The sequence below is a fragment of the Collinsella sp. CLA-ER-H9 genome, assembly GCF_040092295.1.
Classification (GTDB): Bacteria; Actinomycetota; Coriobacteriia; order Coriobacteriales; family Coriobacteriaceae; genus Collinsella.
In genome coordinates, this window is the sequence record NZ_JBBNLV010000008.1 from 42,295 (window position 1) to 57,658 (window position 15,364).

13 protein-coding genes are annotated in these 15,364 nt (G+C 60.3%); 3 read left to right on the forward strand and 10 right to left on the reverse strand.

Features of this window, described 5'->3' with window-relative positions:
• Positions 1-132: 132 nt before the first annotated feature.
• From kdpC to kdpA, 3 genes are read right to left on the reverse strand one after another with little or no spacing between them, the layout of a single operon-like run.
• Complete coding sequence (gene kdpC / locus AAAX73_RS06335; protein ID WP_349125397.1) at positions 133-723, reverse strand: potassium-transporting ATPase subunit KdpC; 591 nt, start codon at positions 721-723, stop codon at positions 133-135.
• A 12-nt stretch (positions 724-735) separates the two neighbouring features.
• Positions 736-2,796, reverse strand: coding sequence for a potassium-transporting ATPase subunit KdpB (kdpB, locus tag AAAX73_RS06340; RefSeq protein ID WP_349125398.1), 2,061 nt, complete (start codon positions 2,794-2,796; stop codon positions 736-738).
• Between the two features lie 15 nt (positions 2,797-2,811).
• A complete protein-coding gene (gene kdpA / locus AAAX73_RS06345) occupies positions 2,812-4,635 on the reverse strand; it encodes a potassium-transporting ATPase subunit KdpA (protein ID WP_349125399.1) in 1,824 nt (607 codons plus the stop codon).
• A 334-nt stretch (positions 4,636-4,969) separates the two neighbouring features.
• Here kdpA and AAAX73_RS06350 point away from each other — a divergent pair, with 334 nt between their 5' ends.
• Together AAAX73_RS06350 and AAAX73_RS06355 are read left to right on the forward strand one after the other, a co-directional pair.
• On the forward strand, positions 4,970-7,705 hold the full coding sequence (locus AAAX73_RS06350; RefSeq protein ID WP_349125400.1) for a sensor histidine kinase KdpD: 2,736 nt from the start codon (positions 4,970-4,972) through the stop codon (positions 7,703-7,705).
• Positions 7,698-8,402: a response regulator transcription factor gene (locus AAAX73_RS06355; RefSeq protein ID WP_117583373.1), complete on the forward strand. Its 705-nt coding sequence runs from the start codon at positions 7,698-7,700 to the stop codon at positions 8,400-8,402. Before AAAX73_RS06350 ends, AAAX73_RS06355 begins: the two co-directional genes overlap by 8 nt.
• 99 nt (positions 8,403-8,501) lie before the next feature.
• On the opposite strand, the gene AAAX73_RS06360 is transcribed toward AAAX73_RS06355, so the two are convergent.
• From AAAX73_RS06360 to aspS, 7 genes are all read right to left on the reverse strand, one after another.
• On the reverse strand, positions 8,502-8,648 hold the full coding sequence (locus tag AAAX73_RS06360) for a hypothetical protein (protein WP_349125401.1): 147 nt from the start codon (positions 8,646-8,648) through the stop codon (positions 8,502-8,504).
• Positions 8,649-8,693: 45 nt separating this feature from the next.
• On the reverse strand, positions 8,694-8,894 hold the full coding sequence (locus AAAX73_RS06365; RefSeq protein ID WP_035136858.1) for a hypothetical protein: 201 nt from the start codon (positions 8,892-8,894) through the stop codon (positions 8,694-8,696).
• Positions 8,895-9,069: 175 nt separating this feature from the next.
• Complete coding sequence (locus AAAX73_RS06370; protein ID WP_349125402.1) at positions 9,070-11,397, reverse strand: ferrous iron transporter B; 2,328 nt, start codon at positions 11,395-11,397, stop codon at positions 9,070-9,072.
• A gap of 123 nt (positions 11,398-11,520) precedes the next feature.
• Positions 11,521-11,742, reverse strand: a complete 222-nt coding sequence (locus tag AAAX73_RS06375; RefSeq protein ID WP_006234774.1) for a FeoA family protein — start codon at positions 11,740-11,742, stop codon at positions 11,521-11,523.
• Positions 11,743-11,782: 40 nt separating this feature from the next.
• Positions 11,783-12,025: a FeoA family protein gene (locus tag AAAX73_RS06380; protein ID WP_271729059.1), complete on the reverse strand. Its 243-nt coding sequence runs from the start codon at positions 12,023-12,025 to the stop codon at positions 11,783-11,785.
• Positions 12,026-12,214: 189 nt separating this feature from the next.
• Positions 12,215-12,463, reverse strand: a complete 249-nt coding sequence (locus AAAX73_RS06385; protein ID WP_035136856.1) for an HPr family phosphocarrier protein — start codon at positions 12,461-12,463, stop codon at positions 12,215-12,217.
• 145 nt (positions 12,464-12,608) lie between these two features.
• Entirely contained in the window at positions 12,609-14,396 is a 1,788-nt protein-coding gene (gene aspS / locus AAAX73_RS06390) for an aspartate--tRNA ligase (RefSeq protein WP_118227174.1), read from the reverse strand.
• Positions 14,397-14,652: 256 nt separating this feature from the next.
• On the opposite strand from aspS, the gene serB reads away from it, so the two are divergent.
• Positions 14,653-15,288 (forward strand): phosphoserine phosphatase SerB, encoded by a 636-nt coding sequence (gene serB, locus AAAX73_RS06395; protein WP_349125403.1) that lies wholly within the window; start codon positions 14,653-14,655, stop codon positions 15,286-15,288.
• Positions 15,289-15,364: the final 76 nt, after the last annotated feature.

The window sequence follows — 15,364 nt, forward strand, 5'->3', positions numbered from 1 at the left end:
AAAGTTGCGGTGGAATACGGAGTAGATGAAGCTTTTGACAGGCAAAACAGTCCGTATTTCACCGCAACTGATGGGCGGGGTGGAATTGAGGGCTCAGATAGTCAGTCATGCCCTCATCCGCCACTTCCTCACCTACAGCGCGCCGTCCAGCATAAGGTTCACCTTGAGCACGTTGACCGTGGGCTCGCCGAACACGCCGAGGAAACGGCCCTTGGTGCACGCGGCGATGATGTCGCGCACCTCGTCCTCACTTTTGCCCGTGGCCTTGGCAAGGCGCGGAACCTGGTACTCGGCGGCATCCGGAGAGATCTCCGGGTCGAGACCGGACCCCGAACACGTCACCAGATCGACGGGCACGGCGTCCATATCGGCATCGGGGTTGGCGGCGCGGATCTTCTTCACGCGCGCATCTATCAGCTGCCGATACTCCTCACTCGCCGGGGACAGGTTGGACGGGACACCATACGCCATGAGCTCGCCGTCTTCGCCTTCGACAATTGACACGTTCTGGATACGACCCCACATGTGGGCTTCGTCATCAAAGTTCTGGCCGATGAGCTCGGAACCCACAACCTTGCCGTCGACCGTAATAAGCGATCCGTTCGCCTGGTACGGAAACGCAAGCTGCGCGACGCCGGTCACCACGAGCGTGTATCCCAGGCCGCAGACGATGGTAAACAGCGCGAACACGCCAAGTGCGCGCGATGCGATACCTTTGAACATACAAACCTCCGTCTACATCATGCCAATGCCGAACAAGGCCAGCAGCATGTCGATAATCTTGATGAATACGAACGGCGCCACGATACCGCCCAGACCCCACACCAGCAGGTTGTGGGTCAGCAGCTGGCCGGACGAAAGCTCGCGGTACTTCACGCCTTTCAGGGCGGCAGGAATCAGCGCGACGATGACCAGCGCGTTGTAGATAATGGCGGACAGCACGGCAGTCAACGGGCTGGTGAGCCCCAGGATGTTGAGGGTGTCCAACCCGGGGTAGATCGGCGAGAATAGCGCCGGGATAATGGCGAAATACTTGGCGACGTCGTTGGCGACCGAGAAGGTCGTGAGCGAGCCGCGGGTCATGAGCAGTTGCTTGCCGATACGCACGATATCGATGAGCTTGGTGGGGCTGGAGTCGAGGTCGACCATGTTGCCGGCCTCCTTGGCAGCCTGGGTTCCCGTGTTCATGGCCACGGCGACATCCGCCTGCGCCAGCGCCGGCGCGTCGTTGGTGCCGTCGCCGGTCATCGCGACCAGATGGCCCTCATGCTGGAACGCGCGGATCTTCTCGAGCTTGCCCTCGGGGGTGGCCTCGGCCAGGAAGTCGTCCACGCCCGCCTCGGCTGCGATGGCGGCGGCCGTCAGCGGATTATCACCCGTCACCATGATGGTCTTGATACCCATGCGGCGCAGGTCGGCGAACTTCTCCTTCACGCCGGACTTGATGATGTCCTTAAGGTAGACGACGCCCAGCACACGTCGGTCCTTTGCCACGACCAACGGGGTGCCGCCCACCTTCGCAATGCGTTCGACGGCCTCGTCGCACTCCTTCGAAAACACTCCTCCGGCAGCCTCCACATAAGCGCGAACGGAATCGGCCGCACCCTTGCGAATCTCGCTGTCGGCGTAGTTCACACCGGACATGCGGGTCGCCGCGGTGAAAGGGATGAACTCCATGCCCTTATCCTCGAGTGTGCGGCCGCGCAGCCCAAACTGCTCCTTGGCGAGCACGACGATGGAGCGGCCCTCGGGGGTCTCATCCGCCAGAGAGGACAGCTGCGCGGCATCGGCGAGTTCTGCCGGATCGACACCGTCGACCGGAATGAACTCAGCGGCCTGGCGGTTGCCCAAGGTGATGGTACCGGTCTTATCGAGCATGAGGATGTCGACGTCGCCGGCGGCCTCGATGGCGCGGCCGGACATGGCCAGCACGTTGGCCTCGTTCAGTCGGCTCATGCCGGCGATGCCAATGGCGGACAGCAGCGCACCAATGGTGGTGGGCGCCAGACAGACGAGCAAGGCAACGAGCGTGGTCACAGCGGTGGGATTCGCCATACCGTTGAGCCCTGCAGAGAAACTCGAGTAGCAATACAGTGCGATCGTCACGAGGATGAAGATGACGGACAGAGCAACCAGAAAGATCTCGAGCGCGACCTCGTTGGGGGTCTTCTTGCGGGCGGCGCCCTCGACCATGGCGATCATCTTATCCAGGAAGCTCTGGCCAGGCTCGCTGGTAATTTTCACCACAATCCAATCGGAAAGCACGGTAGTGCCGCCAGTGACGGCAGAACGGTCGCCGCCAGCCTCACGAACCACGGGTGCAGACTCGCCGGTGATGGCCGACTCATCAACCGAGGCGGCACCCTCGATGACATCGCCGTCTCCCGGAATCTGCTCGCCGGCGCGCACGACCACCAGATCCCCGCGTGAGAGCTTGGTACCGGGAACGACCGTGAAACGGTCCTTATCCTCGACGGACTCGATGCGATGGGCCTCGACGTCCTTTTTCGCCGCGCGCAGGGAATCTGCCTGCGCCTTACCGCGGCCCTCGGCAAGCGCCTCGGCAAAATTTGAAAAGAGGTCGGTCAGCCAGAGAATGACGGCAATGGCGATCACATAGTACGTGGGGACGTCGGCGTCCTGTACCCCAATAATTGAGGCGATAGCCAGAATGGAGGTCATGGCGGCCGACAGCCACACCAGGAACATGACCGGGTTTTGGACCTGGACACGGGGGTCAAGCTTGGCAAATGAATCGCGCACCGCGCGGCTCATCATGTCTTTTTGCATAGCCATAAATCTGCGACTCCTTTACGCAACCATCTGGAAGAATTCGGCAACGGGACCAAGCGCCAACGCCGGGAAGAAGCTCAGGGCGCCAATCAGCAGAACGACGAATACCAGCAGGAACACGAACATGGCATTGGTGGTGGAAAGCGTGCCGGCGCCCTCGGCGACCTTGCCCTTCCCGGCCAGCGAGCCCGCGATGGCGAGCGTGCCCGCAATCGGCAGGAACCGCGCGAACAGCATCTCGATACCCAGCAGCACGTTGATCCACGGGATGTTGCAGTTCATGCCGGCGAATGAGGAGCCGTTGTTGCCGCCAGCCGAAGTAAGGGTGTACAGGACCTCGGAGAAGCCATGCGCCCCGCCGTTGTTGAGTTGGTCGACAAGACCGGGCACCATGCAGGCGATAGTGGAGCTCACCAGAATGGCGAACGGGGTGGCGAGACACAGAACCACCGCCCAGCGCATCTCGGTCGGCTCGATCTTCTTGCCCAGGAACTCGGGCGTGCGGCCGACCATAAGGCCGGCGATAAATACCGTGAGGATGGCGAAGCCGATCATGCCGTACAGGCCGCAGCCCACGCCGCCGAACACCACCTCGCCCAGCGCTATCTGGAGCATCTGGACAAACCCGCCGAGCGGGGTGTAGGAGTCGTGCATGGAGTTGACCGAGCCGTTGGAAGCAGCCGTCGTGAAAGCGGACCAGGTAGAAGAGGAGGCGATGCCAAAGCGGCTCTCCTTGCCCTCCATGTTGCCGCCCGCCTGGCCATCGGTCATCTCGATGTTGACCGCACCGCCATCTGCCAGCTGCGGCGTACCCATATGCTCGTTAACGGCGATGATGCCGGTAAAGACCACGAGCAGGATAAACATCGCCGCGAAGATGGCCTTGCCCTGCCTGGCATTCTTGACACCGATGCCGAAGGTGAAGCAGCAGGCGACCGGAATCAGCAGCAAGCTGGTCATCTCGATGATGTTGGTGAAGGCATTGGGGTTCTCATACGGATGCGCAGAGTTCGCGCCAAAGAAGCCGCCGCCGTTGGTGCCGGATTGTTTGATGGCAACCTGGCTGGCCGCAGGACCCTGGGGCAAAAACTGCTCGGTGACCACGCGGGCGCCCTCGACGACCTTGCCGTCGACCTTGACCGTGTCGCCCTCGATCTGGGCGCCGTCGATGACGCTCCAACCGCCGTCTGCATTAGGCTGGACAGCAACGGGCTCTACGAGCTCAGCCTTCTGAGCCGGCTGAAAATTGGAGATAACGCCACCGGCAGCCAGGCAGATGCCGAACACGAGGTTCAGCGGGATGAGCACATACAGGACGGTGCGGGTGAGGTCGACCCAGAAGGAACCCAGACCCTGCTCCTTGACCTGACGGAAACCGCGGATGAGCGCGAACATGACCGCAATACCGGTGCCGGCGGACAAGAAGTTTTGCACGGTGAGGCCCATGAACTGCACAAAGTAGGACAGGGTGGTCTCACCGGAATAGGATTGCCAGTTGGTGTTGGTTATGAAGGAAGCAGCCGTATTGAACGACAGGTCCCATGACACACTCGGCAGGTGCTGGGGATTGCCTGGCAAGAAAGACTGAAGCACCTGGAGTGCCACAAGAGCCACGAGGCCGATCCCCGAAAAGACCAGCACGCTCGCCAGATAGCGCCTACACCCCATCTGCTCTGCCGCGTCGATGCGAAGCAGACGATAGACGCCACGCTCCACAGGAGCAAACACAGGCGACAGGAACGTATGCTCACCATCCATGATATGGGCCATGAACCGACCGAGCGGAACGGCCAAGACGACGAGCACGGCAAAGTACAAGATGTACTGAATCGCAGCATCCATAGTTTACGAATCACTCCTCATCAGAATGTAGATGTAATAGATAAAGAGTCCAATGCAGACGACTCCGATGATGGGACTGAGGATGTCCATTTACCGCCCCTTTCACGCGCGGTCCGATGTCTCGGACGCCTGCTCTCGCAAGCGTCTGGGGACAGTAAACGCTTCTAGGGATTAAAGAGGCGTGAGGGCCGGGGCCCACGTCCTTAAGATGCCGTAAAGATGCAGGTAGAAAGCACTATTGCGGCTGCAGTGCGCCTATACTCGACCTCGCGAGCATACAGTGGCGTCCTCACCGCGTATGCACGCATGGACAACGCTTCAGAAAGGCTACGCTATGCAGCGCGACGCATCGGACACTCGCGTCAATCCAGACCTCATCCTCAAGGCAATTGAGAAAGACGAGGTCGCCGATGACGCTCGAACCAGCCGGGGACACCTCAAGATTTTCTTTGGCTACGCTGCCGGCGCAGGCAAAACCTATGCGATGCTTCAAGCCGCCCACGCCGCCAAGCGGCGAGGTGTTGACGTCGTCGCGGGGTACATTGAGCCGCACGAACGTCCGGCAACTGCCCATCTTGCACAAGGGCTTGAGAAAGTGCCCTGTAAACTCATCGAGCACAACGGCATTGCGCTCAGCGAGTTCGATCTAGATGCGGCTATCGAACGCGCCCCTCAGCTCATCCTTGTCGACGAGCTCGCCCATACGAATGCGCCGGGGTCTCGCCACGACAAACGCTATCGAGACGTCGAGGAACTTCTACATGCGGGCATCGACGTCTATACGACCGTGAACGTTCAGCATATCGAGAGCCTAAACGACATGGTTGCATCCATCACCGGCGTTGTCGTGAGCGAACGAATCCCCGACCGTATCTTCGATGATGCCGACCAGGTCGAGCTCGTCGACATAGAGCCCGAAGACCTACTTGAGCGCCTTCGCGCCGGCCTCGTCTACCGTCCCGCGCAAGCCGCCCGAGCGCAACAGCATTTTTTTACCGTCGAGAACCTCACCGCACTCCGAGAAATCGCGCTGCGCCGCTGCGCCGATCGCACCGGCCACCTCACAGACGCCGCACGCGTGCTGGGAAACCGTGACTACTACACCAGGGAGCGTATCTTAGTCTGTGTCTCCCCGGCGCCGACCAATCCCCGCATCGTCCGTGCCGCCGCGCGCATGGCGAAAGCGTTTCGCAGCGAGCTCGTCGCCCTGTTCGTAGAGAGCCCGCACACGCAAGCCATGAGCGATAATGAGCGTACCAAGCTTGCAGCCAATATCGCCCTAGCCGAGCAGCTCGGAGCACATATGGAAACCGTCTATGGCGACGACATCGCGTTTCAGATCTCCGAGTTCGCGCGCCTGTCGGGTATTTCGAAGATCGTCATGGGGCGCACGGGCGAGCGCAGCAGCGTCCGTCAGGCCCTCTTTGGCCGCAAATCTCTCGTAGAACAGCTCATAACATTCGCCCCGAACCTCGACATTTACATCATTCCAGACCAGTCGACTCCGCCCTCCCGGCCCAAAGGACGCCGCCGTACGCTCGCCCTGCAGCCGCCCAACAGCCGAAACGTGCTTCGCACGCTGGCCCTCTCTCTTGTCGCCACGGCGATCGGCACGGCTTTCCGCCATCTGGGATTTGCCGATTCCAGCATCATATCCCTCTATATCCTCACGGCCCTGCTGACCGCCGTCACCACGACGGGGCGTATCTGCACGATCGTATCGAGCGTGCTCTCTGTAGTGCTTTACAACTTCTGCTTCGTCACGCCTCTGTTTTCGCTCGCCAGCTACGACCGAAGCTATCTGGTCACGTTCGGCATCATGTTCGCTACCGCTATGGTCGCCGGCGAGTTAACTGCGCGCATCGCCGACAACGCCCGTACCTCCGCCGAGAACGCATTCAAAACGCGCGTACTCCTCGAAACGAACCAGCTCTTGCAGCAAGCCCATAGCGCGGAGGAGTGCGCCCGCGTCGCCATGAACCAACTCATCAAACTGCTAAAACTCGACGTGGTCTTCTACACCGCCGAACACGGCACGCTCGGCAAAGCGCTCTATGAGTCCGCTGGCACCGAAAACCGATCCGCGTCGCTGCTCACCGACTACGAGCGCGCCGTTGCAACCTGGACCTACACCAACAACAAGCGCGCGGGCGCAAGCACGCGGACCCTGCCTGAGGCACACTGTCTCTACCTCGCGGTTCGCACCGGCGACAAGGTATTCGGTGTCATCGGCATCGCCCTGGAGGGGCGCGAGATCGAAGCCTTCGAGCATTCGATCGTCCTATCTATCGTAGGTGAATGCGCCTTGGCGCTCGAAAGCGACCGGGCGGCGCAAGAGCGCGAAGAGGCTGCGGTCTTGGCGAAAAACGAGCAGCTGCGCGCCAACCTTTTGCGCTCCATCGGCCACGATTTGAGGACACCCCTCACGGCTATATCCGGATCTGCGGCAATCCTTCGGAAGAGCGACGAGAAGCTCAGCTTCGAACAGCGCTGCGATCTTGCCGATGCCATCTACGACGATTCCCTCTGGCTTATCGATACCGTGGAAAACCTCCTCGCCATCGCACGCGTCGAGGACGGCACCATTCGCCTCAACTTAACATCCGAGCTCATCGACGAGGTCATCGAGGCCGCCCTCAGCCATGTCGCCCAAGCATCGCATGGACGTGCCGTCACCATCGAGCACACTGACGACATCCTGCTGGTACGCATCGACGTCCATCTCATCATGCAGGTGCTTACGAATCTCATCATGAACGCCTTCAAATACACGCCCGAGGACTCGACTGTCACCATCAGCGCACGTCGCGAGGGTGAGTTCATCGTGGTGGACGTCGCAGACGATGGGCCGGGTGTAGCAGACTGCGACAAGCCTCATATCTTTGAGCGTTTCTTCACCTCAAGCAATACGCGGCCCGTGGATTCGCGTCGAAGCATCGGCCTTGGGCTGTCGCTCTGCCGCTCCATCGTGGAGGCGCATGGCGGCGTCATCGAAGTTCGCGACAACCACCCCCATGGGGCCATCTTCCGTTTTACCCTGCCTGCCGAGGAGATCGAGATTCATGAATAATGCCGCTAAGCCACGCATCCTCCTGGTCGAAGATGACCTGACCGTTCAAAACCTCGTTTCGACCGCGCTTGACCTCCACGGCTATGTCGTGAGCAAGGTTTGCAACGGCCAGGCCGCCATCATGGATGCGGTGTCGCACGGCCCCAGCCTCATCATGCTCGACCTCGGCCTTCCTGACATTGACGGTATCGAGGTCATCACGAAGATCCGAAGCTGGTCGGCAGTCCCCATTATCGTCATTTCGGCGCGCACCGAAGATTCCGACAAGATTGCAGCACTTGACGCAGGGGCAGACGACTACCTCACCAAGCCCTTTTCTGTGGATGAGTTGCTCGCGCGCGTCCGTGCGAATTTGAGGCGCTCCTCGATGGCGTCGAGCGAGTCGACAGAAGCGAGCACGTTTGACAACGGTCCGCTGCATATCGACTACGCCGCGGGATACGCGACGAAAGACGGACGCGAGCTCTCGCTCACCCCAACCGAGTACAAATTGCTCGTCCTTCTGGCGAAAAACGTCGACAAGGTGCTCACCCACACCTTCATCACCCGCGAGATATGGGGCACGAGCTGGGACAGCGATCTGGCGAGCCTGCGCGTGTTCATGCGCACCCTGCGCAAGAAGATCGAGGCAGACCCCTCTCACCCCAAGATGATTCAGACGCACATGGGTGTCGGGTACCGCATGCAGCGTCTCTAGCCCACCTCACAAAAAAAGTTGCGGTGGAATACGGAGTAGATGAGGCTTTTGGCAGCCAAAACAGTCCGTATTTCACCGCAACTAATGGATGGGATGGAGTTAGAGGCCCAGGTAGTTGGTCATGCCTTCGACGGCGAGCTTAGCGCCTGCCACGGCATGAACCACGGTGAGCGGGCCGTTGACCACATAGTTAGCGATACCCCAAAAATACTCTTCAACTCGCCGCGCTCGCGCCCAAATGCGCAAAGTGCCCCGCGAGCGGATGCTCGCGGGGTGTTTGGATGTCAGGCCTTATTTGATACCGCGGCCCAAGTCTTCGGCGATTTTGTCTACGCCCTTAAGTGCGGCGCAGGTTTTTTTGTTGGAGCAATGTCCCGTGCAAACGCCACCTTGAGCGCAGTCGGCGCAGGTGCCCTTGCGATAAATGCGCACGCACACGGCGACAAACGCAATGCCGATAACAGCCAGTACAACAATATCGATAGGTGCCATAGCAAGCCTCCTCTAGTTAACCATCACTTACTTTACCCCATTCTCAACCCACCAAAAAGGGACAGGTTTATTTTGGTCGGTTTTATCTGCGGAAACGTCACATCTCCCCCACCAAAAAGCCCGGGGGTCGCTGGGACACCCGGGCTTTTGGAAAGGGGCTAATCCTTATTCGGACTTAGGCGGAAACCGTGGCAGAAGCGGTGTTGGTCTCGTCCTCGTCGGTCCAAACATGCTTGGGCATGGGGCGGAAGATCTGGAAGAGCATCGCAACGAGCAGCACGATGGCCACAACCGTCCAGACACCAAACTGTCCCAGCACAAACAGGTTGTAGAACTGGTTGATGAACAGGCCGATGACCCAAGCAAAGGCGCATTCGTAACCGATGGCGATCGCGGTCCACTTGCCGGAGTCCATCTGGTTGCGGATGGTACCCATCGCGGCAAAGCACGGAGCGCACAGCAGGTTGAAAGCGCCGAAGGCAACGCAAGCGCCCATGGTCGGGAACATACCCGCAAACGCGGTCCACAGGCTCGGGTCGGTCTCGGCGGCGTCGGCAACGGAGAGCAGCGAGCCGGCGGTGGCGACGACGTTCTCCTTGGCGACAAGGCCCGAGACGGTCAGCGCCGTGGCCTGCCAGGTGCTAAAGCCGAGCGGGGCGAAGATCCAAGCGACCAGGTTGCCGAGCATGGCAAGCACGGAGTAATCCATAAACTCCTCGGGGATGCCGTCCATCGCAGGCAGGAAGCCAAAGGAGCCGTTGTAGCTACCAAAGTTGGAGAGGAACCAAACGACGACGGTGGACGCAAAGATGACCGTGCCGGCCTTCTTGATAAAGGCCCAGCAGCGCTCCCACACGTGCAGCGCCCAAGAGCGGATCGCCGGGAAGTGGTAGGCAGGGAGCTCCATGACGAACGGCGTCGGGCGACCGGCGAAGAGCTTGGTCTTCTTGAGCATGAGGCCCGAGGCGATGACGGCAAAGACGCCCAGGAAGTAGAAGAGCGGGCTGATCCATGCGGCGGTGGTGGAAGAATCGCCGATGATGGAACCCATGAGCAGGGCAATAATCGGCAGCTTGGCGCCGCAGGGGATGAACGTGGTGGTCATGACCGTCATGCGGCGGTCCTTCTCGTTCTCGATGGTCTTGGTGGCCATGACGCCGGGGACGCCGCAGCCCGAGGACACGAGCATCGGGATGAAGGACTTACCGGACAGGCCAAAGCGGCGGAACACGCGGTCCATGATGAAGGCGACGCGGGCCATGTAGCCGCAGTCCTCCAGGAAAGACAGCATGATAAAGAGCAGGAACATCTGCGGCACAAAGCCGAAGATGGCGCCCAGGCCGCCGACGATGCCGTCACAGACGAGCGAATCGACCAGACCACCGTCCTCGGTGCCACCGGCCACAAGGGCGTCGTGCACCACGGTGGTGAGACCCGGGACATAGGGGCCAAACTCCGCCGGGTCGACCGAGTCGGCGTCGTCGCCCGCGGCCTCGACAGCCTCATCGTAGGCGTCGCGACCCTGGCCGAGCACATACCAGCCGTCGGTGCCGAAGAGCTGGTCGTTGGTGAAGTCGGTCACCGTGCCGCCCAGGGTGGAAACGGCAATGTAGTACACGCAGAACATGATGACCACAAAGATCGGCAGACCCAGGATACGGTTGGTAACCACGCGGTCGATCCTCTCGGAGGTACTCATCTTGGCCGGAGCCTTGGTGAGGCACTCGTCAATAATGTGGGCGATCACGCCATAGCGCTCGCCGGTGATGATGGACTCGGCGTCGTCGTCGCAATCCTGCTCGCACTGGGCGACCAGCTGCTCGACGCGAGCGGCCTTCTCCTTGGTGAGGTTGATGAGCTTGCAGGCGTCCGCGTCGCGCTCAAACAGCTTGACGGCGTAGTAGCGACGCTTGTTGGCGGGAACACTCGCCGGCAGGTTGTTCTCGATGTGGTCCAGAACGTCCTCGATAGAAGAATCGAACTTGTGCTCCGGCACCTGGCCCTTGGAAGCAGCGGACTTCTTGACCTGCTCGAACAGCTCCGTGATGCCCTTGTTTTTAAGGGCCGAGATCATCATGACCGGGCAACCGAGCTTCTTGGACAGCTTGTCGGTGTCGATCTTGTCGCCGTTCTTCTCGACCAGGTCGGCCATGTTGAGGGCCACGACCACGGGCAGGCCGGTCTCGATGACCTGAAGTGCCAGGTACAGATTGCGCTCAAGGTTGGTCGCGTCGACAACTTGGACGACCACATCGGGCTCGCCGCTCATGAGGTAATCGCGCGAGCACTGCTCCTCGGGGCTGTAGGGGGAAAGCGAGTAGATGCCGGGGAGGTCCGTAATCGTGACGTTCTTGTCACTCAGGAGCTTGGCTTCCTTTTTCTCAACCGTGACGCCGGGCCAGTTGCCAACGTAGCCGTTGGCGCCGGTGATCAGGTTGAAAAGCGTGGTCTTGCCGCAGTTGGGGTTACCCGCCAGCGCGACATGGATCTGAGAATCCGCCATTCAATCCTTCTTCCTTGTGTGCCCGCGCTGCTTTCTCCGCACGGGCTGGATAATGTGCTTCAACATTGCAAATTTAAGTTAGAAAAACCTAACTTTATCTGCATAAATAGTTGCCGCGGGCCCTTACTGGACCTCGACGACGGCAGCCTCCTCCTTGCGGATGGAAAGCTCGTAGCCGCGCACGTTGATCTCGACCGGATCGCCGAGCGGTGCAACCTTTACGACCTTAAACGACGTGCCCTTGATGAGCCCCAGGTCCATAAGGTGACGGCGAAGCGCGCCCTCGCCGTGAAGCTTGACGATGGTAGAGCTCTCGCCCACCTTAACGTCACCCAACGTCTTCATTTACTTGTCCCCCTTTCAGTGCGTACAGAAATACCGTCGACTAACCGACGGTCATGATGTGCATGGCGACCTTGGAATCGATGCCAAAGCGTGCGCCCAGCACGGTGACGATGATATTGGCGCCACTCGAGCTCACCACGTGAACCTCACTGCCCTCGACAAAGCCGAGGTCCTTGAGATGGTGCTTCATATCCTCATTGCCCTTTACGCGAGACACGCGCACGGTTTCGCCCGCTTTTACCATCGAAAGCGGCATAGCCGGCATCTGCGGTCCGCAAGACATGAGTGAGCTCCTAACGTCAGTTCGTCCTCAACATCGACGCAGCAAAAGTTAACCACGTCTATGTTCGCTATAGTAAACTAGCACGTGGTTAACTTTTTGGAAAGGGTCCCTATTCAGTTTTCGGAAAAGTTTCCTATATGAAACAAAAGGGCGCGGCAAAGGACCATCCTTTACCACGCCCTGTCATGCTTAGAGCGAGAGGTTTCTAATCGATGTGACACAGGAAGCCTCGTCTACGCCCGAAACGCGGAACACGATGTCCTCGCCGCACTCACCATAGAGGGCCATGAGTCCCATGACATCGCGGCCATCCGTGTGGCGATCGCCGATGCTGACTGACACGTCGCTACGATGCTTGGCAATGATGTCATAGAGCAGCGCAACCGGGCGGGCATGAAGTCCCAACGGATCTTTAATCGTCTTTGTAAACTCGACCATGTCCCCTCCCGCGGCATCGCACATTCGGCCGGCAAAACCCAGCCACGTGGTAGTTATTGTACGTTACCGGCCGCATCCCCGTCCCACAAAAAACGAGGGAAGGCACACGTCCTTCCCTCGTTACGGGCATTATGTAGCCGCTCGCCTACATCAGGCGCAGGCTGACGTCCTTGAGTTGGGCACCAGAAACGGCACTCGGAGCGCCCGACATGAGGTCGGAGCCGCTGGCCGTCTTGGGGAACGCCATGACGTCGCGGATGGAGTCGGAGCCGGTGAGCAGCATGCACACGCGATCCAGGCCCAGAGCGAAGCCGCCCATCGGGGGCGCACCAAACTTGAGGGCCTCCATGAGGAAGCCAAACTGAGACTCGGCACGCTCCTCGGTAAAGCCCAGGAGCTTGAGCATGGACATCTGCATCTCGGCGTTGTGGATACGCATACCGCCGCCACCGGCCTCAAAGCCGTCCATGACAAAGTCGTAGGTGCAAGAACCGGCTGCCAACGGATTGGCCTCGATCTTGGCGATGTCGGTCTCGGTCGGCAGGGTGAAGGGCTGGTGCTCGGCAGCGTAAGCCTTGCGGTCCTCGTCCCAGTGGAACAGCGGGAAGTTGACGACCCACAGGAAGTCGTGGCCCTCGCGCTTGATCTCGAGCGCGTTAGCCATGTGGGAACGCATGCCGCCCAGGATCTCGTCGGAGAGCAGGCGCGGGCCGGCGGCGAACATCACAAGGTCGCCGGGCTCGACGTCCATGCGCTCGCGCAGGGCGGCCATCTCCTCGTCCGAGAAGAACTTGACGATGGGGCTGTTGATGGAGCCGTCCTCGCGGAATGCGATCCAGGCCAGGCCCTTGGCGCCAAACGTGGAAGCCACGCCGGCAAGCTTATCGATCTTGGCGCGAGCCCAGGCCCCGGCGCCCTTGGCGTTGATGGCCTTGACGACAGAGCCCTCCTCGTTCGCGGCAGTCGCAAAGACCTTGAACTTGGAGTTGGCGAAGATGTCGGTCAGGTCGACCAAGTGCATGCCATAGCGGGTATCGGGCTTGTCGGAGCCATAGGTGTCCATGGCCTCCCAGTAGTTCATGCGACGCAGCGGCGTGGGCATCTCGACACCCATGCGGCCGAAGGCATCGGCAAGAACCTCTTCGAGGGCGCTCATAACGTCGTTCTGGTCCACGAAGGACATCTCGATATCGACCTGGGTGAACTCGGGCTGACGGTCGGCGCGCAGGTCCTCGTCGCGGAAGCACTTGGCAACCTGGTAGTAGCGCTCGACGCCACCGACCATGAGCAGCTGCTTCAGGAGCTGCGGAGACTGCGGCAGGGCGTAGAAGTTACCCGGCTGAATACGGCTGGGAACGATGAAGTCGCGGGCGCCCTCGGGCGTGGACTTGAACAGGGAGGGCGTCTCGACCTCCATGAACTCACGGTTGTGCAGCGCCTCGCGAATGGCAAAGGTAAAGTCGGAGCGCAGCTTGAGGTTGGCCATCATCTCGGGACGACGGAGGTCCAGATAGCGATAGCGCAGGCGGGTGTCCTCGCTGGTCTCGATGCCGTCCTCGATCTGGAACGGCGGGGTGACGGAAGTGTTGAGCACCTCGGCATGATCGGTCAGGACCTCGATCTCGCCGGTCGCGAGCTTGGTGTTGGTGGTCTCCTCGCCACGGGCGCGCACGACGCCGTGAATCTTGATGGGCCACTCGGGACGCATGGTCTCGGCGATCTTAAAGGCATCGCCGTCGGAGTGCTCGGGGTCGAAGGTGAGCTGCGTGATGCCCTCACGGTCGCGAAGGTCGCAGAAGATAAGGCCGCCGTGGTCGCGGCGACGGCTCACCCAACCGGTGAGGGTGACCTCTTCGCCCACGTTCTCGAAGCGAAGCTCGCCGCAGGTACGGGTGTGCATGGAATGCTCATCGATGGGACGGGTCTGGCTCATACCAGTGATCCTCCTTTATGGATCTGTGCCGCCCCGTGTCGTTCCGGGCGGCGTCGTACAGATTTGCCCAGCCTGCGTAAACCGCGCAGCCAGACATGGCGTTCTATCTTATCGCACTCGCGTCGATGTGCCGCGAAAAAGTGGCTCCTGCCCAAAGACTTGACGGAGACGAAACAATTGACGCGCCGCGACACCCGCCCGCGCTCGTCACGTGCGACAATATGCCCCAATAAAACAGCACTCGGAAAGGCCCACCATGACTGCACGCCTCATCGTTATGGATATCGACTCCACGCTCATCAACCAGGAAGTCATCGACCTGTTGGGCGAGGAGGCCGGCGTGGGTGAGCAAGTTGCACAGATCACCGAACGCGCCATGCGCGGCGAGCTTGACTTTAAGCAGGCGCTCGAGGAGCGCGTGGGGCTGCTTGCCGGCCTGGACAAGAGCGTGTTCGAGCGCACCTTTGAGCGCGTGACGTTCACCCACGGCGCGCTGGAGCTTGTGCGCTCGGCGCACAGCAAGGGCTGGAAGGTCGGCGTGGTAAGCGGCGGCTTTCACGAGGTCGCCGATAAGATCGTGGCCGCCGCGGGCATCGACTTTTGCCTGGCTAACCGCCTGGAGGTCGTGGACGGCAAGCTCACGGGTAAGCTGGCGGCAGACATCGTGACCAAGGAGTCCAAGCTTATCCAGCTGCTGGACTGGGCAGTTGAGTGCGGCGTCGACATGGCCCATACGGTCGCGATCGGCGACGGCGCCAACGACATCCCCATGATCCAGGCCGCAGGCACGGGCATCGCGTTTTGTGCCAAGCCCAAGACGCGCGAGGCCGCCCCGTTTACCATCGACGAGCGCAACCTGATGCTCGCCATGGACATCATCCTGCGCGACTAGTCGATCCGTCTAACAATTGAATCAGTCTGTCCTATAGTTTCCGAACAATTTTGTCTTAGTGTTCGGAAACATACCC